The 23404-nt window shown below is 38.7% G+C and carries 23 protein-coding genes and 2 riboswitches; of the genes, 15 read left to right on the forward strand and 8 right to left on the reverse strand.

Annotated elements, in window-relative coordinates; translation table 11 throughout:
* Positions 1-14: 14 nt before the first annotated feature.
* The 4 genes from mnmA (at position 15) to RDV63_RS09955 (ending at position 4383) form a co-directional block, all read left to right on the forward strand.
* Positions 15-1115, forward strand: a complete 1101-nt coding sequence (gene mnmA, locus RDV63_RS09940; RefSeq protein WP_313909344.1) for a tRNA 2-thiouridine(34) synthase MnmA — start codon at positions 15-17, stop codon at positions 1113-1115.
* A complete protein-coding gene (gene hflD / locus RDV63_RS09945) occupies positions 1115-1753 on the forward strand; it encodes a high frequency lysogenization protein HflD (RefSeq protein WP_313909345.1) in 639 nt (212 codons plus the stop codon). Before mnmA ends, hflD begins: the two co-directional genes overlap by 1 nt.
* A gap of 8 nt (positions 1754-1761) precedes the next feature.
* Positions 1762-3129 (forward strand): adenylosuccinate lyase, encoded by a 1368-nt coding sequence (gene purB, locus RDV63_RS09950; protein WP_313909346.1) that lies wholly within the window; start codon positions 1762-1764, stop codon positions 3127-3129.
* 99 nt (positions 3130-3228) lie between these two features.
* Positions 3229-4383 carry a cupin domain-containing protein gene (locus RDV63_RS09955; protein ID WP_313909347.1) on the forward strand — a complete coding sequence of 385 codons (1155 nt, stop codon included), beginning with the start codon at positions 3229-3231 and terminating at the stop codon, positions 4381-4383.
* A 64-nt stretch (positions 4384-4447) separates the two neighbouring features.
* Here the strand turns inward: RDV63_RS09955 and RDV63_RS09960 are convergent, their stop codons facing one another.
* Positions 4448-4891: a DUF4826 family protein gene (locus tag RDV63_RS09960; RefSeq protein ID WP_313909348.1), complete on the reverse strand. Its 444-nt coding sequence runs from the start codon at positions 4889-4891 to the stop codon at positions 4448-4450.
* A gap of 255 nt (positions 4892-5146) precedes the next feature.
* On the opposite strand from RDV63_RS09960, the gene RDV63_RS09965 reads away from it, so the two are divergent.
* The 4 genes from RDV63_RS09965 (at position 5147) to prsR (ending at position 10561) form a co-directional block, all read left to right on the forward strand.
* Entirely contained in the window at positions 5147-6193 is a 1047-nt protein-coding gene (locus RDV63_RS09965; protein ID WP_313909349.1) for a Glu/Leu/Phe/Val dehydrogenase, read from the forward strand.
* Between the two features lie 165 nt (positions 6194-6358).
* Entirely contained in the window at positions 6359-7102 is a 744-nt protein-coding gene (locus tag RDV63_RS09970; RefSeq protein WP_313909350.1) for a serine protease, read from the forward strand.
* A 39-nt stretch (positions 7103-7141) separates the two neighbouring features.
* The gene (gene prsK, locus RDV63_RS09975) at positions 7142-9166 is read left to right on the forward strand and encodes an XrtA/PEP-CTERM system histidine kinase PrsK (protein ID WP_313909351.1); all 2025 of its coding nucleotides are present in this window, start codon (positions 7142-7144) and stop codon (positions 9164-9166) included.
* Between the two features lie 33 nt (positions 9167-9199).
* Positions 9200-10561, forward strand: coding sequence for a PEP-CTERM-box response regulator transcription factor (prsR, locus tag RDV63_RS09980; protein WP_313909352.1), 1362 nt, complete (start codon positions 9200-9202; stop codon positions 10559-10561).
* A gap of 63 nt (positions 10562-10624) precedes the next feature.
* On the opposite strand, the gene lysC is transcribed toward prsR, so the two are convergent.
* Both lysC and RDV63_RS09990 read right to left on the reverse strand, forming a co-directional pair.
* Positions 10625-11974: a lysine-sensitive aspartokinase 3 gene (lysC, locus tag RDV63_RS09985; RefSeq protein ID WP_313909353.1), complete on the reverse strand. Its 1350-nt coding sequence runs from the start codon at positions 11972-11974 to the stop codon at positions 10625-10627.
* 88 nt (positions 11975-12062) lie between these two features.
* Positions 12063-12235: riboswitch (Lysine riboswitch) on the reverse strand.
* Positions 12236-12395: 160 nt separating this feature from the next.
* Positions 12396-12665, reverse strand: coding sequence for a DUF3081 family protein (locus tag RDV63_RS09990; RefSeq protein WP_313909354.1), 270 nt, complete (start codon positions 12663-12665; stop codon positions 12396-12398).
* A 96-nt stretch (positions 12666-12761) separates the two neighbouring features.
* Here RDV63_RS09990 and RDV63_RS09995 point away from each other — a divergent pair, with 96 nt between their 5' ends.
* The 5 genes from RDV63_RS09995 (at position 12762) to RDV63_RS10015 (ending at position 18489) form a co-directional block, all read left to right on the forward strand.
* Positions 12762-13364: a hypothetical protein gene (locus RDV63_RS09995; protein ID WP_313909355.1), complete on the forward strand. Its 603-nt coding sequence runs from the start codon at positions 12762-12764 to the stop codon at positions 13362-13364.
* A 108-nt stretch (positions 13365-13472) separates the two neighbouring features.
* The gene (locus RDV63_RS10000; RefSeq protein WP_313909356.1) at positions 13473-15158 is read left to right on the forward strand and encodes a M28 family metallopeptidase; all 1686 of its coding nucleotides are present in this window, start codon (positions 13473-13475) and stop codon (positions 15156-15158) included.
* 209 nt (positions 15159-15367) lie between these two features.
* The gene (locus RDV63_RS10005) at positions 15368-17941 is read left to right on the forward strand and encodes a YdbH domain-containing protein (protein ID WP_313909357.1); all 2574 of its coding nucleotides are present in this window, start codon (positions 15368-15370) and stop codon (positions 17939-17941) included.
* Positions 17938-18126, forward strand: coding sequence for a YnbE family lipoprotein (locus RDV63_RS10010; protein WP_313909358.1), 189 nt, complete (start codon positions 17938-17940; stop codon positions 18124-18126). The genes RDV63_RS10005 and RDV63_RS10010 overlap by 4 nt, the downstream gene beginning before the upstream one ends.
* Positions 18127-18135: 9 nt before the next feature.
* Complete coding sequence (locus RDV63_RS10015; protein ID WP_313909359.1) at positions 18136-18489, forward strand: YdbL family protein; 354 nt, start codon at positions 18136-18138, stop codon at positions 18487-18489.
* Between the two features lie 73 nt (positions 18490-18562).
* Here the strand turns inward: RDV63_RS10015 and RDV63_RS10020 are convergent, their stop codons facing one another.
* Complete coding sequence (locus tag RDV63_RS10020; protein ID WP_313909360.1) at positions 18563-18886, reverse strand: DUF1840 domain-containing protein; 324 nt, start codon at positions 18884-18886, stop codon at positions 18563-18565.
* Between the two features lie 97 nt (positions 18887-18983).
* On the opposite strand from RDV63_RS10020, the gene glpK reads away from it, so the two are divergent.
* Together glpK and RDV63_RS10030 are read left to right on the forward strand one after the other, a co-directional pair.
* On the forward strand, positions 18984-20471 hold the full coding sequence (gene glpK, locus RDV63_RS10025) for a glycerol kinase GlpK (RefSeq protein ID WP_313909361.1): 1488 nt from the start codon (positions 18984-18986) through the stop codon (positions 20469-20471).
* A 47-nt stretch (positions 20472-20518) separates the two neighbouring features.
* Positions 20519-20611: riboswitch (cyclic di-GMP riboswitch) on the forward strand.
* A 95-nt stretch (positions 20612-20706) separates the two neighbouring features.
* The gene (locus RDV63_RS10030; RefSeq protein ID WP_313909362.1) at positions 20707-21078 is read left to right on the forward strand and encodes a DUF3718 domain-containing protein; all 372 of its coding nucleotides are present in this window, start codon (positions 20707-20709) and stop codon (positions 21076-21078) included.
* Positions 21079-21131: 53 nt separating this feature from the next.
* On the opposite strand, the gene RDV63_RS10035 is transcribed toward RDV63_RS10030, so the two are convergent.
* From RDV63_RS10035 to RDV63_RS10050, 4 genes are all read right to left on the reverse strand, one after another.
* Complete coding sequence (locus RDV63_RS10035; protein WP_313909363.1) at positions 21132-21923, reverse strand: NAD-binding protein; 792 nt, start codon at positions 21921-21923, stop codon at positions 21132-21134.
* A gap of 71 nt (positions 21924-21994) precedes the next feature.
* Positions 21995-22246, reverse strand: a complete 252-nt coding sequence (locus RDV63_RS10040; protein ID WP_313909364.1) for a hypothetical protein — start codon at positions 22244-22246, stop codon at positions 21995-21997.
* Complete coding sequence (locus tag RDV63_RS10045) at positions 22206-22682, reverse strand: cation:proton antiporter (RefSeq protein ID WP_313909365.1); 477 nt, start codon at positions 22680-22682, stop codon at positions 22206-22208. Before RDV63_RS10045 ends, RDV63_RS10040 begins: the two co-directional genes overlap by 41 nt.
* Before the next feature lie 51 nt (positions 22683-22733).
* Positions 22734-23264, reverse strand: coding sequence for an MgtC/SapB family protein (locus RDV63_RS10050; RefSeq protein WP_313909366.1), 531 nt, complete (start codon positions 23262-23264; stop codon positions 22734-22736).
* Positions 23265-23404 lie beyond the last annotated feature (140 nt).

Consider the following 23404-nt stretch of genomic DNA (forward strand, 5'->3'; position numbering starts at 1 on the left):
AAAAGTACGGTGTAATGGCAGAAAATAGCAGTAAGAAAGTCATTGTCGGCATGTCCGGCGGAGTTGATTCTTCAGTATCAGCTTATTTACTTATCCAGCAAGGCTATCAAGTTGAAGGCCTGTTTATGAAAAACTGGGAAGAAGACGATAATGATGAATATTGCGCTGCAGCACAAGATATGGCCGATGCACAAGATGTCTGTGACAAGCTTGGCATAGTGCTACATAAAGTTAATTTTGCAGCAGAATATTGGGATAATGTATTTGAATACTTTTTGGCTGAGTATAAAGCAGGACGTACACCTAACCCTGATATTATGTGTAATAAAGAAATTAAATTTAAAGCGTTTTTAGAATTTGCAGCTGAAGCACTACACGCAGATTATATTGCGACAGGCCATTATGTTCGCCGCCGCTATATAGATGGCCATTGGCAACTACTTCGAGGCTTGGATAATAATAAAGACCAAAGCTACTTTTTATATACCCTTAGTGAGCAACATGTTAGCCAAACTTTGTTTCCAATAGGTGAGTTAGAAAAGCCTGCCGTGCGTGCTATTGCTGAACAGCAAGGCTTAATTACTCATGATAAGAAAGACAGTACCGGTATTTGCTTTATTGGCGAACGTAAATTTAAAGATTTTTTACAGCAGTATTTACCCGCCCAACCGGGTGATATTGTTAGTGTAGATGGTGCTGTAATAGGTAAGCATGATGGCTTGATGTACCATACTCTTGGCCAACGTAAAGGCTTACACATAGGTGGTTTACGTGATGCCGGCGAAGAGCCTTGGTATGTGGTAGATAAAGATTTAGTTAATAACAAATTAATTGTTGGCCAAGGCCAAGATCATCCGCGCTTATTTTGCCAAGGCTTAATCGCTAAGCAATTACATTGGACTGATCGTAAAGGTCCAACTGCTGAGTTAAAATGTACCGTAAAAACACGCTATAGACAGCAAGATATAGGTTGCAGCTTAATCCCGCAACAAAATGGTGATGTCATCGTAAATTTTGATACGCCACAAAAAGCCGTAACACCTGGCCAATCTGCGGTATTTTACCTTAACGACGTCTGCCTTGGTGGCGGCATTATTGATAAAACACTAAATTAATGAATAACTCTCTTAATAATCAAATTATTGCGCTTGCCGGCTTATGCCAAGCGGTTAAATTAGTACAGCATAGCGCCCGCAGTAATAGCAGTATGGAAGCAGAACTTGCTATCTGCCTTAATAGTGTTGCTAAATTAGATGCAGCAAGCACACTAGATGTTTATGGTGGTGAACTTAAAAATTTACAAATAGGTTTACAGTTACTAGTTGATCAACTAGGTGACAAACCGCAAAAAGACGTTGAACTAACCCGCTACTTAGTTGGTGTGCTAGCACTAGAAAGAAAGCTGCATAAAACACCAAAACAAATGACCCAATTAGCACATAAACTGCAGCATTTAGAGCGTCAACTACAACACTTTACCATTACAGATGACAATGTTATTGCCAATCTTGCCGACATTTACAGCAATTGTATTAGCAGTATGGGTACTAAGATCCAGATCTATGGTCAGCCTGAACTATTAAAACAAAACAATGTACAACATAAAGTTCGTGCCTTGTTATTAGCCGCCATTCGTGCAGCTGTCCTATGGCGCCAAGCCGGTGGCAGCCGCTTACACTTTATCTTTAAACGCCGCAAGCTGGTTGCAGAAGCCAAACAAGCTTTAGCCCAGCTGTCCCCTTCGAGCTTATAGGAGCCGACATGCAACTGAATGCACTTACCGCTATTTCTCCCTTAGATGGACGTTATGGCAGCAGAACAACTGATTTACGTCAGTATTTTAGCGAGTTTGGTCTAATTAAATACCGCGTCACCGTTGAAGTACGTTGGTTACAGTTTTTAGCCGCCACTGCAGGTATAACTGAAGTACCAAGTTTATCTTCAGAAGCCAATAGTTTGCTAGATAGTATCGTTAGCGACTTTAGCTTAGAAGATGCTCAGCGAGTAAAAGATATTGAAGCAACAACCAATCATGACGTTAAAGCTGTTGAGTATCTGCTAAAAGAAAAAGTGGCCAATAATAAAGAGCTTGCTGCTATCAGTGAGTTTATTCACTTTGCTTGCACCTCAGAAGACATCAATAATTTATCGCATGGTTTAATGCTTAATGATGCACGCAGCCAAGTTTTACTGCCACAATGTGATGCTTTGCTTGAGGCCATTAAAACTTTAGCAAACGAACATAAAAGTATTCCTATGATGGCGCGCACTCATGGTCAGCCTGCTTCACCTACGACTATGGGTAAAGAAATGGCTAACGTTTATATGCGTTTAAAGCGACAACGTGATCAAATTGCAGCTGTAGATATTCTGGGTAAGATTAATGGCGCTGTAGGTAACTATAATGCTCATATATCAGCTTACCCAGAGCTAGATTGGCATCAATTATCAGAGCAATTTGTTACTAGCTTAGGCTTAAGCTGGAATCCCTTTACCACTCAAATAGAGCCTCACGACTACATTGCTGAACTATTTGATGCTATTGCTCGCTTTAATACTATTTTGCTCGATTTTGATCGAGACATTTGGGGCTACATTGCTTTAGGTCACTTTAAACAGCGCACTATTGCTGGCGAGATTGGCTCATCAACCATGCCACATAAAGTGAACCCTATTGATTTTGAGAACTCTGAAGGTAACTTAGGGCTAGCTAATGCGCTCTTTAGCCATTTGTCAGCTAAATTGCCAGTATCTCGTTGGCAGCGTGACTTAACCGACTCTACGGTTTTACGTAATTTAGGCGTCGGCTTTGGTTATACGCTTATTGCCTACCACGCTACACTCAAAGGCATTAGTAAGCTTGAAGTAAATGCAGACAACCTATTGGCTGAGCTTGACCAAAACTGGGAATTATTGGCTGAACCTGTACAAACAGTCATGCGAAAATACGCAATTGAAAAGCCTTATGAGAAACTTAAAGAGTTAACTCGTGGTAAACGTATTAAAGCAGCTGACTTACACTTGTTTATTGACAGTTTAGCCTTACCAGATGACGTTAAATCCCAGCTAAAACAATTAACGCCAGCTAATTATATTGGTGCTGCAGTTAGCATAACTGATACTTTGTAAGTTTAAGTATTAATTTATATACTAGGCGCTAATAATATAGCGCCTTTTTTATTCGCACTTTTAGCCATGCTTTAAGCAAAGCAGATATCAGGAATAACTATGTACACACTAAACTGGGGTCATCTTAGCCTTGCTGAATTTTTACAGCACTATTGGCAAAAAAAACCTGTGCTAATTAAAGCTGGGTTTAAACAATTTGTTGACCCTTTAAGTGCTGATGAGGTTGCTGGTTTAGCCTTAGAAGAAGAAATTGAATCGCGCATTGTTAGTAATAACAATAACAACTGGCAACTGCACAGCGGACCTTTTACTGACTATGCTAACTTTGGTGAGCAAAACTGGACTTTGTTAGTTCAAGCTGTTGATCATTGGCATCAAGAGGCGGCAAAATTATTACAGCCGTTTCGTTTTATACCTAATTGGCGTATAGATGACTTAATGGTCAGCTTTTCCACCCCAGGTGGCGGTGTTGGTCCGCATTTAGATCAATATGATGTTTTTATTATACAGGGTGAAGGTAAACGGCACTGGCGTGTTGGTATGCCTGATCCAAGCTTAGAGCAACATTGCCCCCACCCTCGCTTATTACAAGTTAGCCCTTTTACTGACTGCATTAATGTCATTACCGAACCTGGAGATATTTTATATATACCACCTGGATGTCCGCACGATGGTATCAGTATTGAAAACAGTCTGAATTACTCTGTTGGTTTTAGAGCACCATCACAAAAAGATTTAATTAATGGCTTTGCCGATCACTTACTGGATCAAAACTTAAGTGGTAATCGTTTTAGCGACCAAAATCGGCAGCCAGCTGAATCTATAGGCGCTATCACCGCTGCTGATTTACAACAAGTCCAGCAGCTAGTAAGTGATATGGCTAATAATAAGGAGTTATTACCACATTGGTTTGGTGAGATGATTAGTCAAGCTAAGCATGAACTAGATATTAATCAGCCAGATCCACATTACACGGTAGAAGAAATTGCTGAATATATTACAGAAGGTTCGGTATTAACTCGAGTGGGAGGCTTACGTTGTTGCTACTATCAAGCTGATGCCAGTAGTGATATTTTACTTTTTATTAATGGCGATAAAGTCAGTATTCCTGCTACAGAGCTAGCGACGGTTAAACTGTTAACCGATCAAGAAATCTTATCTGTAACAGACAATCTAATTTTCAGTCAATCTGATGAACGCCTACAATTACTCACGCAAATGATAAATCTAGGCTATTGGTACTTTACTGAATAATGTGCACATAATAAAAAACCGCTATTACTGCGGTTTTTTATTATTGTAAGAATATATTTACATATTAGACTGGCTCAGCTTGCCATAGTTGCTCATCTTCAAACATGCTATATAAAGCTTCAGCACGGTTAATCAATAACTGAGCAAAATCATGCTTAGTTTTATCATCAATACCGGCATTAATAATTTGCTGTGCTTTCATTTGCCACTGTAAAGAAAAAGAGCGAACTGCTTCTCTAGCATTTTCAGCAGCAGTTATCGCTAAATGATCCGTCGGTAAATCACCACTAATAACCCAATATGATTGTTTTTGTTTAGTATTTAGTTTCCAAATTGCCATGTAAGGTGGCAAATAACGACTCTCTTTAACACTAACATTATCTGGCACTATGCCTTTGCTAGCCAAGTATTCGTTAGCCTTTTGAAATTGCTTACGAACCCATTCAGCTCTAGTTTTCTCAAACTCTTGTTGTTCTACTTGCTGCTCTTGAGTTAACTGCTCACTCATTGTACTACTTCCTAATATTAATTTTCCTTACTCTAGATCAGAGCTTAATGACAATCAAGCTCTGATCTAGATTGTTCCGACTAAACAGTTCATCGCAGCCAACTGGCATGACCAGTTTAAATTTTACTGTGATAGTGGTGAAAGTTGTTTTGAAATGCTACATTGCGCCGCAGAAAATCACACTCTATTTTGGCAGTCGTAGAACCTATCCTTAATTTAATCGATAGGCTTATCTTATTAACGGAGAAATCAGTCGTGGCAGTATTTAATCATTCTGAGTTCGATAACCATGAACAAATTGTTTATTGTAGTGATGCTGAAACTGGGCTTAAAGCCATTATCGCAGTTCACAGCACAGCCTTAGGCCCAGCTGTTGGTGGTTGTCGGCTATGGGATTATGCGTCAGATGAAGCAGCATTAAACGATGTATTACGTTTATCTCGGGGCATGACATATAAAAATGCCATGGCCGGTTTACCCCTTGGTGGTGGTAAGGCAGTTATTTTAGGTGATGCAAAAAAAATAAAATCAGAGCAGTTATTCCGTGCCTTTGGTCGTATGGTTCACCGTTTATCAGGTACTTATTACAGTGCTGAAGACGTTAACATTACCACTAGTGACATTATGCAAGTACATAAAGAGACACCTTATGTAGCTGGCTTAGAAGGTAAAAGTGGTAACCCTGCGCCTTTTACTGCTTTAGGTACATACCGCGGTGTTAAAGCAGCAGCTAAACATGCTTTTGGCAGTGACGATTTAGCCGGTAAAACTATTGCCGTACAAGGTTTAGGCAGCGTGGGTTTTTATTTGTGTGAACACCTGCATAAAGAAGGTGCCAAACTTATCGTTACCGATATTAACCAAGAAGCTGTGCAACGTGCTGTAGAGCAATTTGGTGCTACTGCTGTAGGTTTAGATGAAATCTATGGTGTAGAAGCTGATATTTATTCACCTTGCGCCTTAGGTGCTACCTTAAATGATGACACTATTCCGCAATTAAAAGCTAAAGTAATAGCTGGTTGCGCTAATAACCAACTAAAAGAGCGCCGCCACGGTGAAGTATTAAGACAAAAGGGTATTTTATATACACCAGATTACGTTATAAATGCCGGTGGTATTATTAACGTTGCCTTTGAAATGCGTGCTGAAGGCTATAATGCCGACGAAGCTACAGCTAAAGTAAATGAAATATACGATACTTTATTAAACTTATTTCAGCGTGCTGATGAACAAGCTTTACCAACCAGTACAGTTGCAGATTTAATGGCTCAAGAAATTATTAGCCAAGGCCGTAAAGTATAAAAGCCCTGCCTAGACTAAACCCAGCTGTTTTTATAATAGCTGGGTTTATTATAACCATCCTTAGCTTTTCAAGCCGATAAAACTTTAATTGATTACAGCTATTTGTTATCAGTTACGCTAATATAAAATCACAACATATAAATATAGATATGGAGTGTCTACTTTATGTTAAAGTTATTATCTCACCTCTTGCTACTTTGCTGCTTATTTAGTTTTTCTGTAAAAGCTGATTTAGTTCAAGTTATAAAAGATATCAAACCGGCCATCGTTGCTATTGGTATCCATAATCCTTTAGCCGCTCCGCGGATCCGTTTAGTTGGTACCGGCTTTGCTATTGCTGATGGCAGTAAAATTGTCACTAACTATCATGTTATTTCTTCCTCGCTCAATACCCAGCGCAATGAAAGCTACGTCGTTCTATCAGGTAACGGTACTAATATCAAAGTACACTCAGTTTTAGCCACTAAAACTGACACTGACCACGATTTAGCTGTTTTAACTATTAAAGAAAAACTGCCTACAGTTACATTAGCAGATGACAAACATATTGATGAAGGTAGTGCTATTGCATTAATTGGCTACCCAATAACTGCTGTTTTAGGCTTATACCCAGCTACACATACCGGGATAATTTCTGCCATTACCCCTATAGCCATACCAGCTGACAGTTCAAAAACTATTGACAGTCGCGCCTTACGCCAATTAAAAGCGCCCTTTTTACTCTATCAATTAGATGCAACAGCCTACCCAGGAAACAGCGGCAGCCCGCTTATTGATATAAAAACGGCTAAAGTCATAGGTGTGGTCAATAAAGTGTTTGTTAAATCAACTAGAGAAGCCGTGCTAAGTGACCCTAGCAATATTAGCTATGCTATTCCCATCCATTTTTTACATGCATTGCTGCAATAAAACAAGCCAATAATAAGTAGTATTGTATAGGCCAAGCTTATGGATTTTGTTACTCAGTTAGCTTTAGATAGAATTGGTTTTGCCTTAGCAGCAATAGCCACTCTTTTTTTCTTTTTGCTAACCTTAGCCACTAAAAGTAAAAACTTACCCCGTTCATTATTATTGACTTGGGCATTTATTAGCACCTTATGGGCTAGCTTTTATCTGCTAACCGATACCGCACCTTATGAACATTATCTTTCAGTTATACTTGAGCTAAGTCGTAACTTTATTTTAGTATTATTTTTACTAGCCAGCTTGGCCCAAACAGAATTGCAATTTAAGCATTTCTGGCAAAAAAGGCATGTACAAGTATTTAGTTTAACAATGATTGCTTGGGCCATACTATGTAGCTGGCAATTAGTCTCGGCATATATCATTTTTACTGGCAGTTTAGTGCTCTGCGTAATCCAACTAGCCTTACTTGAAACTATATATCGCCGCGCTAACAGTAATAAATGGCAATACAAACCTTTAGTTCTTGGTTTTACTATTTGCGTATTATTTGATTTTATCTTATTTGCTGAATCAGCTTTATTTGCCCAAGTAAATCATCAATTGTGGTCTGCACGAGGTTTTGTCTATGCCGCTATGGTACCGCTATTAATTATTTCTGTTCGCCGCATTCAAGCTTGGGGCATTAATGTTTATATTTCACGCGATATTGTACTGCAAAGCTCATTGGTTTTTGCCGCTGGTATTTATTTAATTTTAATCGCCGTTGCGGGTTTTTATATCCGCTATATTGGTGGTCAATGGTCACATTTAATCCAAGCCACCTTTTTAGTCTTGGGCTTTGCCATGTTAGCAGTTTTACTGTTGTCAGGTGCAGTTCGCCGGCAACTAAAGGTATATATTGAGAAGCACTTCTTCGCAAATAAGTTTGATTATCGCCAAAAATGGTTAATGCTTACTCGGCATTTACGCTTAATTGATCTTAGCCAGCCAGAACAATATCATACTATTTTACAAGCTTGGTTAGAGACCATTGGCTACAGCCGTGGCTGTATTATTCGCTACACGCAAGGCACAAACTTTATTACTTTGGCTTGCCACGACCGACCCGCTCTTAACCCTACTGAAGTTCAACTTGTTACCGCGTATAACGCGCAATTTTCCGATAAATACTGGTTAGTGGATCTTAATGATAAAACTGATAGCTTTGTGGCAAATATTAGTAATATCAAAAAGATTGATGCCCAGATTATGGTCCCTATTCATTCTGAGGGCGAATTATGGGGACTATGTTTACTCAATGCACCTGATATTGATCAACTCAGTTTAAATTGGGAACTGCGTGACTTTTTAATGTTAGTTTCAGAACAAGTTGGTAGCTACTTACTGTTAATGCAAGCCAGTGAAACCTTAAGCGAAAATGCCCAATTTGCTGCTTTTAGCCGTATGTCTGCTTTTGTTGTCCACGATTTAAAAAATGTTAAAGCACAATTAGATTTAATGCTTAAAAACAGCATAAAACATCGTGACAATCCTGAGTTTATTGATGATAGCTTTGATACCTTAGCCGCAATGCAGTTACGTCTAGGTAATATGTTGCAGCAGCTTAGTAGTAAGCGACCTCAAGCTACTGAAGGAACAACCTTTAGCGTTAAGGATGTTATTAACCAAGTCGTTAAAGAGCGCTGTGCAACCAAGCTGCCTTTACCTTCATTTACTGCTACAGTTGATGCTAAACTGTCTTTAGATAAAGAACGTTTTGCTAGTGTAATTTATCATCTAATTGATAATGCTCAGCACGCTACTGATGAACAAGGTGATATTAAGGTCTCTTTAGCTGTAGAGCAGAATAAAGCTATCATTAGCATTACGGACACTGGCTCTGGTATGTCAGATGAGTTTATTCGGTTGCGTTTATTTAAACCTTTTGATTCAACAAAGGGCAATTCTGGTATGGGTGTTGGTGCTTATGACGCACAGCAATTTGCAGCCCAGCATCAAGGTGAACTACAGGTTAGTAGCACTGTAGCAATTGGAACTACCTTTACCCTAATACTTCCATTACACTAACTAGTGTATAGCTGTTATAACAAGGATGGTTAGATGAAAACGATACTAGTCATAGAAGACGATCTTGGTATTCAAAAACAATTAAAATGGAGTTTATCAGAATTTGAACTTGTTTTTGCCCAAGACAGAAGTTCAGCATTAACGCAGCTAAGACGCTATGAGCCAGCTGTTATAACACTTGATTTAGGCTTACCACCTGACGAAACAAATGCCAGCGAAGGTTTAGCCTGCTTAGATGAAATATTAAAATTTAACCCCGATGTTAAGGTTATTGTTATTACAGGTAATACTGATAACAGCAACGCACTCAAAGCTATTGCTCAAGGGGCTTATGATTACTATCAAAAACCAATTGATGCCGATGTTTTAAATATCATCTTAAATCGCGCAGTAAAGCTAGCAAAATTAGAAGCTGAGAATAAAGCTTTACGCAATAGTAACGCTAGTACCCAAGATATTATTGGCAATAGTGACGCTATGATTAAAGCCTGTCGTACAGTTGAAAAAATTGCACCGACAGAAATAACCACACTATTATTAGGCGAAAGTGGTACAGGTAAAGAAGTGTTTGCCCGTGCTATACATAAACAAAGCCCTAGAGTAAATAAACCTTTTGTAGCTATTAACTGTGCTTCTATTCCAGAGAACCTATTAGAAAGTGAGTTGTTCGGCTATGAACGTGGTGCCTTTACCGGTGCCAATAAAACGACTTTAGGTAAAATTGAGTGCGCTAATGGTGGCACCTTATTGCTTGATGAAATTGGTGATATGCCCCTTAGCCTACAAGCAAAAATGTTACGTTTTTTACAAGAGCGAGTAATAGAACGCGTTGGCGGCCGCCAAGAGATAGAGGTTGATGTGCGGGTTATTTGCGCCACGCATCGAAATTTATCTGAAATGGTAGCAGAGCAAAGCTTTCGTGAAGATTTATATTACCGTATTAGCGAAATCACTTTACTGATCCCACCGCTTAGAGATCGCGGTCACGATATTATTATTATAGCCAAAGCATTGTTGCATCGTTTTAATGATGAATTTAAGACTAAAATTCAAGGTTTTACTGATTGTGCTATGCAAGCTATGCTTCAACATACTTGGCCTGGCAATATTCGTGAACTACAAAACAAACTCAAGTCAGCTGTTATTTTAGCTGACAGTAAACAAATTACTGCAGAAGATTTGGGCTTAACAGCTAAAACCAGCAAAACAGCTACCCTGCGCATGGTAAGAGAGCAAGCAGAAAGCCTAGCCATTCGTCATGCTCATTCATTAGCTAACGGTAATTTATCTAAAACAGCGGACATTTTAGGGGTAACTAGGCCGACTTTGTATGCACTTATAGATAAGTATCAATTACTTGACTTACGCTCTGTAGAGAATGAACCTCAGTCATAGCGTGACAGTTTGCACTATCGACTAACTATCACGCTAACAGTATGGCCTTAACTAAGCAGTAAATTAAGCTGCAAATAAACTATTATGTAGCTGCTTAACTACAGCTACAGCTTCACTATCTTGAACTAAAAAACACAAGTTATGTTTAGAGGCGCCATGACAAATTAAACGCATATTTATTCGCTCTAAAGTGTTGAATAACTCGCCTGACACGCCCTCATTGCTATGTAAATGATTACCTATGACTGCAATTAAACTTAAGCCCCGCTCAACAGACACATCACAAAACTGCTCTAATTCAGATAAAGCTAAATCTATATCGCAATTAAAAGCAGTTGTCATTCCGCCTTGGTCTAAAGTTAATGCCACACTAATTTCAGAAGTTGTTACTAAATCAACTGAGATATCATGACGACTTAAAATATCAAATACCCGAGTTAAAAAGCCTGCAGCATGCAGCATCTCAGGGCTTTTTAAGGTAATTAAGGTTTGCGATTTTCTTAGCGCTATCGCCCGATATGCTGGTCTATTCTCTACATCTTTTGCAATCCAAGTTCCCCCTAAATTTGGCTCCCTGCTTGAGCCAACAAAGACTGCAATATTTTGTCGAATTGCTGGCAATAATGTTGCTGGATGAATAACTCTAGCACCAAAAGTTGCCATTTCTGCAGCTTCATCAAAGCTTAATTCATTAATACAGCGAGCCTGTTCAGTTAAGCGAGGATCAGTGGTAAAAATACCCACAACGTCAGTCCAGATTTGTACCACATCGGCTGTTAGTGCTTCTGCTAATAAGGCTGCACTATAATCTGAGCCGCCACGACCAAGAGTTGTGGTTTGCAATAACTCATTACCACCAACAAAGCCCTGTGTGACAACTACTGAATGATTTAATAAAGGCACAAGCTTCTCTAAACAAAGCGTTTTAATCTGCTTAATATCAGGCTCTGCTTTACCAAAATGACTATCGGTACGCATAACCTGCCTTACATCAAAACAATAAGCAGCTATATTCCGCTCTAATAAAACTTGACTAAATAAAACTGAGCTTAATCGCTCACCAAAAGAAAGTATTTCGTCTTTTTCAGCTGGTGAAAACTTATAATTATCTTGCTTCACTAAAGTAGTTAAACGTTGTAATAATGCTTGAATACTCGGCATTACAGCTTCTTTATGCTGCAACTTATCTAATACCGCAAAAGTAATATCTTCAATACCCTGCAAAGCCAATAAGCGCGTTTCTACACTGGAGACTTGAGTAATATCAACTAATAAGTTTGTAACACCAGAACTCGCACTGACAACTATAACGCGAATATCAGGTTGGCTTAACACTATATCGGCACACCGTGACATAGCGGCATAATCAGCTACGCTACTGCCACCAAATTTGGCAACGGTTAAATTGGGCAAGGTTCTCTCCTTATAAAATACAATAAGCAGAGCGTGGCTTTTGCTAGCAGCAAAACGAGACTAAGAAAGATCGCTTGTGCAATTAACAAAGGCCAGAAGCTCTCCACCAAGTGTCAGGTGACAGTCGCAAGGATTCAGCCTTAACGACCGAAAATATTAGTTCTATAGCTAATATTTCCTCGGCATTAGACCCCCTTATTACAGCTACGAAGTATAGACTTCTAACTGCAACTACCTGGCTAATGCGCCTCTTCTGGTCTATCGTATTCGATTGACTGCGCTACCATATCGCGTTTATTTACTTAAATCAACAGCCCTTTAGCCGTCTAAATACTTTAAGTTGTATTTTTGACTTATGCATACTGTTATTACCTATTTTAACGCGTTTTGCTGAACCTTATCTGAGTAATTGCCCTTAATATTAATATTTTTTATCGATATTGTTTAGCATTTTAACAAACTCATCATATTCAGTTTCATTCTCTGCGGTTGTATTCCATTGATTATGAAAACCTAAGGTAAGCTGCACTTTGCCATTATCAAAGTATACTTCGTAACCATCAAAACCTGAGTTAACCGTAATCCCCTCTAGCGTAAAACCAGCCCCTAAATCATTAGTGACTGCAGTACCATTTTTTTCAATCTTGGCAAAAACCGTAAGTAAAAACATGCCATCTATTTCATTTTTCATCTTATCTCCTGCAACATTTAAACTTAGTAGAAGCAACTGCTGTTTGCAGCTCTTCTTGGTTCTGGGTATAGTCATACTTTTCACTGGGGAACAAGTATGAAAAAACAATTAATACTCTTAAGTACAACTTTACTATTCAGTCTGACTGCTGCTGCTAATACTGTGCAAGACGCACCTTTAGTTTCTATTACTAGTCATGATAACTACTTTGATAACTTACGCCAGCATTGTGGAAAAGCTTATGAAGGTAAAATGACGGTTGATAATCCGGCAAGCGGTGGTTTTGAAGGCCGCTTAATTATGCATGTACGTAACTGTACTGATAGTCAATTACAAATACCATTTCATGTCGGTAATGATCATTCTCGCACCTGGGTAATTACAAAAACCGGTTCAGGTCTTAGCTTAAAACACGACCATCGTTTACAAGACGGTAGCTACGATCAATCTACCATGTATGGCGGTCATACAATAGATGCCGGCTTTGATACTGTGCAAAGCTTCCCAGCCGATCAGTACTCAAAAGAGCTATTTGCGAAACTTGGCAATCCACAATCTAATACCAACATTTGGCAAATGTATATTTACCCCGACACTTTTACTTATCGTTTAGTGCGTGAAGGTCGTGAATTTAGAGTCGATTTTGATTTAACCAAGCCTATCGCTTTACCACCAACACCTTGGGGTTATAAAGACTAATATTAGCAGCTAGACAATAAAGCTACTGGTTCAAGCTTACAGCTTGGATTACTATATCAGTTGTCGTGAACAGCGGCAGCTTATAATAACAAAGATTACGGAGCAACTATGACTACCCTTTCCAGGTTATCAACGATTGCCGCAGCATTAGCAGCCTGTGTAGCACTAACTGCTTGTAGCGATAATGATAAAGTAACCACAGTTAACAGCCAAACAACAATCGCAAGTTCAGAACAAGCTAGTTTTCCCAAGTTAGCTGAACACATTAAAGTATTATCGTCAGATGAGTTTGAAGGCCGCGCACCTGCCACTAAAGGCGAAGAGTTAACCGTTGCTTATCTTGAAGATAATTTTCGCCGCATGGGTTTAAAGCCTATCAATGGTGATAGCTATAAACAACCTGTGTCCTTAGTACAAATTGATCCAGTAGAAGTTTCAGCCTTAACCCTTACTGGCGATAAGCTACCTGCGCAATTTAATTATCGCGATGAAATGACCGCTTGGACTAAGCAAGTTACCGATCAAGTTGCTGTAGAAAACAGTGATATGGTGTTTGTTGGTTACGGTATCGTAGCACCAGAATACGACTGGAATGATTACGAAGGCATAGACGTTACAGGCAAAACCGTTGTCATGTTTGTTAATGATCCTGGCTTTGCTACTCAAGATGAAAACTTATTTAATGGTAACGCCATGACCTATTATGGCCGTTGGACTTATAAGTATGAAGAAGCTGCCCGTCAAGGTGCGGCTATGGTATTAATTATCCATGAAACTGACGCTGCTAGTTATGGCTGGGGCGTAGTTGCTCATGGTTCACCAATTAAATTTGATTTAATTAATGAAAACAAAAATGCCGATTTAGCTAAAGTTGAAGGCTGGATAACAACCGAGTCAGCAGAAAAGCTATTTGCAAATGTTGGCACTGATTTAGCCACTATGCATAAAAAAGCGCTGCAAAAAGATTTTACTCCGCTGGATTTACAAGCTAAAGCTTCTATTAGCGTAAAAAACAACTTACGTGAGTTAACCTCTAGCAACGTTGTTGGTTATATAGAAGGCAGTAAATACCCTGATGAATATGTACTATATATGGCGCATTGGGATCATTTAGGTGTCGATTTGTCTAACCCAACTAATACCGTATTTAATGGTGCTCAAGATAATGCCTCAGGTACTGGTGGTTTAATTGCCCTTGCTGAACACTTTACACAGCAGCCACAACCAGAGCGCTCAGTTGTCTTTGTTGCAGTAACTGCTGAAGAGCGAGGCTTATTAGGTTCAGCTTGGTATGCAGCTAACCCGGTGTTTCCACTAGAGAAAACCGTCGCAGCTATTAACATGGATGTCATGAACGTTTATGGTCCAATGAAAGATATGGTTATTGTAGGCTTAGGTAATAACGAAGTTGAAAATATCTTAATTAACTACACCAAGCAACAAGGTCGTTATGCAGTTCGTGAGCCTAACCCTGAAGCCGGTATTGCTTATCGTTCAGATCACTTTAGTTTATCGAAAAAAGGCGTGCCTATTTTGTATGCAAAAAGCGGCAATGACCATATTGAACATGGTAAAGAATGGGGTAAAGCCCAACGCGCTGAATATAATAAATGCTGCTATCATAAAGTTGAAGACGAATATGATGCTAACTGGGATTTAAGCGGCGCTAAGCAAGATATGCAATTGTTTTTCCAAGTAGGCAACGAGCTGGCAAATAGCCGTCAATGGCCTAACTGGTATAAAGGCAATGAGTTCCGCGCTATTCGCGATGCCTCTTCAGATCAACGTAAATAATACCTTTCATATAATTAGCAACGGCTTTAATTAAGCTTAATTGCTACTAAACAAGGCTACTTTAAACAGATAAAGTAGCCTTTTTTTATTATCTTGCGTTAATTCTAGTTAAGCCCTAACAGCACTGCTATATTCATAAGCTATTCATAGCATTCTAATTATACTCTGAACGGCTAACTAGGGTGGCGCATTATGTTTAAGGCTGAATTATGTTTAAGCTAGCAAAATTTATCTTGATAATCACTCTGCTACTCGCAGTTAGCTTAGTATCTGGCTATGCCTATTTACAATATCAGCTTAAAAATTTGCCTATAACAAACCTTAACTACGCTATTCATCAAATCGGTTATAAACAAATTGAATTTAGTCAGCTTAGCTTTACTCTGCTAGAGCCAGAGCTAGATGTTCACCTGCAACATATAAAGCTGAACTGGCACTGGTCAGATTTATTTTCACCTAATATAGATTTACTAAGCCTAAAACAAGGCAAGCTAACTCTAAAGCATTGGCCTAATAACAGTAATCAAACCAGTGATTCTAAGCTTAGCTTACCTAAACAGTGGCAATTACCAGCAGCTATACCAAAAAATATCGCTATTAATCAGCTACAATTGCAATTACCTTGTGCTGAGCAATTTTGTAGTTATAGCCTTAATGCCATAATAACTATTCATCAGCAGCAACTAGACTATCAAATCCAATTAGCTGATATCGTCAACCCTAGTCTTGTTCGTGGCCAAATTGCCGGTTTCATCAATACAGCTAACGACCTGCCCTCTATTTATGCTGACGTTACTATTGATGACACTATTTCTTTAGCGCTACAACAGCAGTTTTCACAGACAGCTGAACAACTAAACAGCAATAGTAATTTACAATTAACGGCTAAACCGCCCAGCGCTTGGTTGCAACAACAACTTAACCTATGGCAGCTTAGTCTCCCCCCTAGTGCACTAGAGCAATTTACTGCCCCTATTAATATTAGTAGCCAAGCGCAGCTTTATTTACCTTTGCCTTTAGATACGGCTAAGCTTGTACAGCAGCTTAGTGGCAATTGGCAGTTTAATGCCGACTTACCGTCAGAGTTTAACATACCTAATGTAGGTGCAATAAAAGGCAACTTAACTGCCCAACTTAGTTTAAATCAAGGTGATATTAGCAACTATCAATTACAGTCAGCTTTACAGCTTAACCAATTACAGTTAGGCAATAGCTTTAAACAATATGGAGTGGATATTGATGGTATTTTTCTGGAATTAAATGCCGACAGTAGCAGTCAGCCAAGCTTAGCAGCATTACCCATAGTGGCAAACATTAAAACTACGGGGGCAACCCAAGCCAAGATTAATAGCAAAATTGTTATTAATGCCACCGAAGATTATAGCGTTCAATTAACTGAAGTTAAGCTGCAACTCCAACAAGCACAGTTAAACTATAAACTGGCTAACAATGAATATATTAATCTTGTCCAACTCAAAATAGACTCTGAATTTAGTGGGTTTTGGCAAGCCTCTAAATGGCAGCTAGATTTAAGCCAATTAAATGCTACGGCAAATCAGCTGCAGCTATCAGATATTAGTGCTCAACAACTTATGCTTAAGCTACAACCTAGCCACTTTAGTAGCCAAGAAGCGCTATCTATAGATAGCCAATTTAAACTTGATATTGCAAATTTAAAACATCCAGAATTAATAACTCAGGCATGGCAATATCAAGCTAAAATTTCAGGTAATTTTAATAATTTAAGCCTAAATGCTAAATTAGAAAATGCTGCTAATCTGGTCATTAATCATCAAGGCACCTATAACCCTGAACAAATTAAAATAGACTGGCAACTTGATGAGATATTTTTATTAGCCAGTAATCCTTTAGCTGCAAGCTTAGTGCAGTGGCCAGCGTTATTAGAGATCAATCGAGGAAAAATACTGGCTAAAGGTAAGCTTAGCCTAAGCCCACACCAGACTTTACTGGTTGCAGATCTAACGCTTAATGATCTATCTGGCATTTATGATCGTGGTATTTTTAAAGCTTTAACAGCCGAAATAGCTTTAGGCTATAATAATGATAATCTTACTCTGGATGTTCAACAAGCCAAACTAGCCGAGTTTTCGCAAGGTATTGAACTTGGCCCCATCTTACTTAGTGCAAACTATACAGCTAAAAATAATAATATTTTAAATGGCATCTTGGATCTACAATACCTAAACATTAGAGCTATGGGCGGCAAGATTACAGCCGATCCCATACAGCTAGATTTGACTAAGCAGCAGCAAATTATCAAGTTGCAACTTGATAAAATTGATCTTGCAAAAGTATTACAACAACATCCAACTTCAGATTTAACAGGTAATGGCTTAATTTCAGGCACTATTCCTTTATTAATCAGTAACAATGGTATCAGAGTAGATAAAGGTCATATCGCAGCTGAAAGCCCTGGTGGTGAGCTACAATATCGCCCTGCAGCAGCCAGTGGTATGGCAGCTGGCAACCAAAGCCTGAAAGTGGTTCTAGATGCGCTTGATAATTTTCACTACTCAGTATTATCTAGTAATGTCAGTTATGATGCAGCCGGTAAGCTTAACTTAGCTTTATCCATTCAAGGTAATAATCCAAGCTTTGAAAAAGGACGTGCCATTAATTTTAATATTAATTTAGAAGAAGATCTGCCAGCTTTAATCACCAGTATGCAATTAAATAGTGAAATAAGTGAAAAAATTAAACGCCGCGTACAACAGCGTTTGCAACAAAAAGCCGCTAAGGCTTCAAACGGAGAGTCCCCATGATAAAAAAGTGTGCCCTAGCCATTAGCTTGGCATTGTTGGCTGCCGCCTGTACGCCTAAAGTACAAGTAGCCCTACCAGCGGAGCCAATTAATATTAATTTGAACGTAAAAATTCAACATGAGATTTTTATTAAAGTCGATAAACAGCTAGATGAATTATTTAGCGATTCTAGTGGTTTATTCTAAGGAGCAAAGATGAAATATTTAACCAGTATAAAAGTTTTATTATTAACTGCCATTTTTGCCATTAGTTTACCGGTAATGGCTTTAAACTTACAACAAGCCATGGCTGCACTTGGCCAAGTTAAAGCTGAAGGCTTAGTCGGCGAACAAACCAATGGTTATTTAGGTTTAGTTAGCCCTAATGCTACTGCAGAAGAAGTTATAAAGTTAATTAACGATGCTAGGCGTGCTGAATACACTAAGCTTGCGCAGCAAAATAGTATAGCCGTTGCTGATGTTGAAGCTTTAGCTGGCAAAAAAGCAATAGAACGCACCAGCTCAGGCCATTATATTTTACGAGACGGTAACTGGGTTAAAAAACCATAATAAATAGTTAATAGATATTAATTACTAGGCTGTTACTTATTAATGCAGCCTAGTAATCTAACTGCTCGTTAATTTATTCCCAAAATACTGATGCCTGTTTTTTTTCAGCTTTCGTTAACAGTTCTATTAAGGGCTGAGCACGGGTTTGCATAGATATATGTTCAGATTTAACCACTTCTTTATCCGGATCTGTTTCATCAGCTTCTAGCTGCTCTCGCTCTTGTTGCTCTAGTTTGGCTAATTCTTGTTTTAATGATTGTAAAGCCGCACTAACATCTTCCGCATAAAATGCAGAAGGTACTTTGTTGTCCCTACCCATCATGGTTAAAAGCTTAAGAGCAATATTTTCGAAATAAGCAGTGTCACTACCTGCTTTAGATTTAAAGGTTACGATCATAAATGCCTCTTTAGTTAGATAACTTGGCTATAGGCAGATTGCCTAATTGCTGTTAGTCTCAATTTAAAACTGATTAGTATTGAGTAGATTATACATTATGTCAGAATATATTCTTGCTATTGATCAAGGTACCACTTCAAGTCGAGTTATTATTTATAACAAACAGCTAAAAGTTATAACTGTGGCTCAGCAAGAAGTTGAGCTAATTTACCCCCAATCAGGTTGGGTAGAGCAAGATCCAGAGCAACTGTGGCAAAGTGTTTATCATTGTATTGTTAACGCACTGAAACAAGCCAAACTTACTGCTAGAAACATTGCTGCTATTGCTATTACTAACCAGCGTGAAACCAGTCTACTCTGGCATAAGCAAACAGGTAAAACCTTATACAATGCTATAGTTTGGCAAGATAGACGCACTGCTGATACTTGTCATCAATTACAGCAACAAGGGCATTTAGCCGATATTCAATATCGTACAGGTTTACGTCTAGATCCTTATTTTTCAGCAACTAAATTAGCTTGGATATTAGATACAGTACCTAATGCTCGTAATTTAGCCAATAATTCAGAATTATGCTTTGGCACAGTAGATAGTTATCTATTGTGGCGCTTAACTGCTGGCAAGGTTCACGCAACTGATGCTACTAATGCTAGTCGCACTTTGTTATTTAATTTACATACACTTGATTGGGACCCAAAATTACTAGAATTGTTTAACATTCCCAGCTCACTATTAGCAAAAATAAAAGATAATGCAGCTGAATTTGGCCATACATGCCCTAAACTGTTTGGCAGGAGCATACCTATACTCGCCATGATTGGTGATCAACAAGCAGCCTTATTAGGCCAAGCATGTATTAAGCCTGGTATGGTAAAAAGTACCTATGGCACAGGTTGTTTTAGCATGGTTAATACTGGGCATGACATCCTTATTAGTCAACAGCAATTAATTAGTACCTTAGCTTGGCAGATTAACTCCAAGCCTACTTATGCGCTTGAAGGCAGTATTTTTATGGCTGGTGCAATAGTGCAATGGCTACGTGACAAACTTGGCATTATCCAGCAAGCAGCAGACACAGAAGCCTTAGCCCAACAAGTTTCTTACCAACAATCAGAAATGTTAATACCTGCTTTTACTGGTCTTGGTGCACCCTATTGGCAACCGGATGCACAAGCAGCAATATTAGGTATGACACGTAATACAGGTAAAGCAGAACTTGCTGCAGCCGCATTATTAAGTGTTTGCTATCAAAGTAGAGATTTAGTTACTGCCATGGCAAAAGATGGTATTAAACTAGAATTACTAAGAGTAGATGGCGGTATGACAACTAATAACTGGTTTTTACAAGCTTTAGCAGATATTAGCCAGCACCCCTTACAACAATGCCAAACTGCAGAAACCAGCGTCTTAGGTGCCGCTTTTTTGGCTGCATTACAATTAAAATACTTTAAAAGCTTAAATGATATCAATAAAGTATGGCAAGCAAACCAACATTACCGGCCAAAAATCAGTTCAGACCAAGCTAAACAGCTTTACTTACGCTGGCAGCAAAGCGTGCATACTATAATTAATCAATTATCTTAATATAAATTTTGTGCTTGCTTATAAAACCAGCAATCTGTATAGTGCGCAGCTTAGAAAGGCAAGTCATTTGAAAAAATGTACACGCAAAGCTTCAGATCTAAGGCAGATAAATAATCTGCTATGATAGCTGGGCTACCATCGCATCGCGATGATGGATCACCTATCCAAAGCAAACAGCGTAACCCCTGCCCTTTTCTAAAACATTATTATTGATAACTTTATTTAGGGCATTATTATGAATTTTAAATTTGCTGCGCTTACCGCTGCTTTCGTTGCTAGCTCATTTGTAAGTACTCCAGTATTAGCTAATGATCAATTAGCCTTTTCTATATGCTCATATGTCGCAGCCGATAATAAAAATAGCTTACGCAAAACTTTATCAGATAACCGTTTACGTTTACGTACTGTGTATGAAGGTATTGTATGTGATGGCCTACCTTTAGTGCGTCATGCTATTAAAAATAATGCTGTTGATACTGCTAGTTTCATGATTAGTCAGCTACCCAGTAGCAGTGTTGCAGCAGCAGGTGATGTAGAATGGGCTCAAAGCAATGGCTTTGCAGCTTCTGCTATTATCGATGTAATTAAAGAACGAAGCTCTAGTTAATTTTATTCTAAATACAAAGGCCCTAATACTTACTGGTATTAGGGCCTTTTATATTAAGCCGCATCCACCCCTGCTGAAAAACACCGCTGCTTTACATGCTCTGCTATACCTACACCTGCTTCAGACATGGTTAAGTAGGTTTCATTTGCACCCGCTGCAATAATGGCATTAGCTTCATCATCATGCATACTGTGAGAAATAATCTCACCAGTAAAACCTATTTTACGTAACTTTTTAGCTGCAATAACTTTAGCTTCTACATCATTCAAGCTTAAAATCACCGCTTGCACCGAGCCAAAATTAAGCCCTTGCCAGAATACCTGATCTTCAGCATCGGCATAGAACACATTAAAGCCTTGTTCCTGTAAGCTGGCTACCTTAGCGGGGTCGGAATCCATAGCTATTAATGAGACATCTTTTTGTAAGTGATTATAAGCCGCCTTACCCGTACGACCTAAGCCCATAATTAACACTTGGGCAGTACCTAATGAAACCGGCTGCTCATCAGGGTGATGAGTATCTCTTTCAAATTTAAATAATTTATTACTGATTCGATCATATATTGGATGAGCAAAGCGGTTTAATGGCGCTGAAATTACAAAAGAAGCCGCTACAGTTAATGCTAATGGAATTAACCATTCAGGTAGCACGACACTGGCTACTATTAAGCCAAACTCACTATAATTAGTTAGACTTAAACTAGTTAAAAATGCGCTACGTGAACGTAATTTAAATAAAATAAGTAATAAGAAAAGCAATACTGCTTTAAGCGGTAATAATAATGTCATTACCCCAGCAAATAGCCAAGCATTGCTATCAGGCAAACCGCCAACACCTATTTGCAAAAAAAAAGCCCACTAAAAAGACTTCTTTAATGCTCCATAAAGATTTAGATAACTCTTCAGCTCTTGGATGCTTAGCTAACATAGCGCCAAAAACTAAAGCCCCCCAACTCGGAACTCAAACCAACTGCTTCAAAACCAGAGCCACCAATTACTAAGGCTAACAGTAAACCAAATAAAATTAATAAATCTTCATGACCGCTGGCATCAAACAATCTAAATAGTATCGGCCTAAATAGCGGCAGCGTAAAAACAAGAAGCGCCCATGGTGACGGTACTGTGCCATTAGCTAAGCTCATCACCAGTAATGCAAGTAAGTCTTGCACCAATAGCGACTCGGCCATGAAAGGCGCGTAACTCGCGTTTAGCTTCCAGTACCTTAGCGGCTAATACGGTACTAGAAAAAGCTAAAGCTACTGCCAGCATTAAGGCTTGATAAAAACTCACATCAAAAATAAAAAAAGCAGCTGGAAAAGTTAAAATAATAGATAAACTAAAATGTAATAGACTTGAACCAAATACCTCTGGCTTACCTAAGCTGCGAATATTTAGCTTTAAACCTACAGTAAACAGTAATAATAACACCCCTAGATGGGCAACATGATGAATTATCGTTGTACCATTAGCTGGAAGACTTAAACCAGAGGCACTAGCAGAGATTAAAAAACCAGCAAGCAAGTAACCAATCAAAGGCGGCAAACCAATAGTTCGCACTAATAATCCGAGCGTGAAAGCCAATCCTATCCATACAGCTTCTAACATCTTTAACTACCAACTTTTGTTATTGTAAAATGCAGTTATTGCACTTTTATATCAGGTTTTAGGTTTACGCTTTAGTTTTCTGCGCCTAAATAACCGGCCTTTCTTGCGACCAAACCATTCTTGATAGGTTTGATGAACTCCACGCTGTAACACTGAAGTCGAGTCTTCAAGTAAATCTATGCCTATTAGTATAGTAATAACTAATAATGATAACTTTACCGCTACCACACCATGACCAACGCCTATTGCAACACCAATAGCCGCTAACACCCAAATAGTAGCGGCAGAGGTCACCCCCACAACAACACCATCTCGCGTCAGCATTACCCCTGCACCTAAGAAGCCTACTCCGGTAATAACTTGACCTATAATCCGTGATGGATCGGTCATTTCACTATTAATAGACATAGAGGTAGCAATAAATAAATAGGTACCGGCAACAATTAAAATAGAGGTACGGATCCCTGCGGGCTTCCCCCTTAACTGACGCTCTAACCCAATGATAGTGCCACAAAGTAAAGCTATTCCAATATTAGTCCAACTATAGGGAGCAATAGCAAGAACAGTTGACCAATCCAACATCTATATTCCTTTACAACTTTATTTTAAGCAGATTTGTTTGCAAGATAATCATTATTAATCAATTTAAAACGATAATTTATATGATAATTAGTGCTATAAAGAGAAAAAAAACTGATTTATCTTCATTTTGTGCAATTCTA

The sequence above is a fragment of the Rheinheimera sp. MMS21-TC3 genome (assembly GCF_032229285.1).
Classification (GTDB): domain Bacteria; phylum Pseudomonadota; class Gammaproteobacteria; order Enterobacterales; family Alteromonadaceae; genus Alishewanella.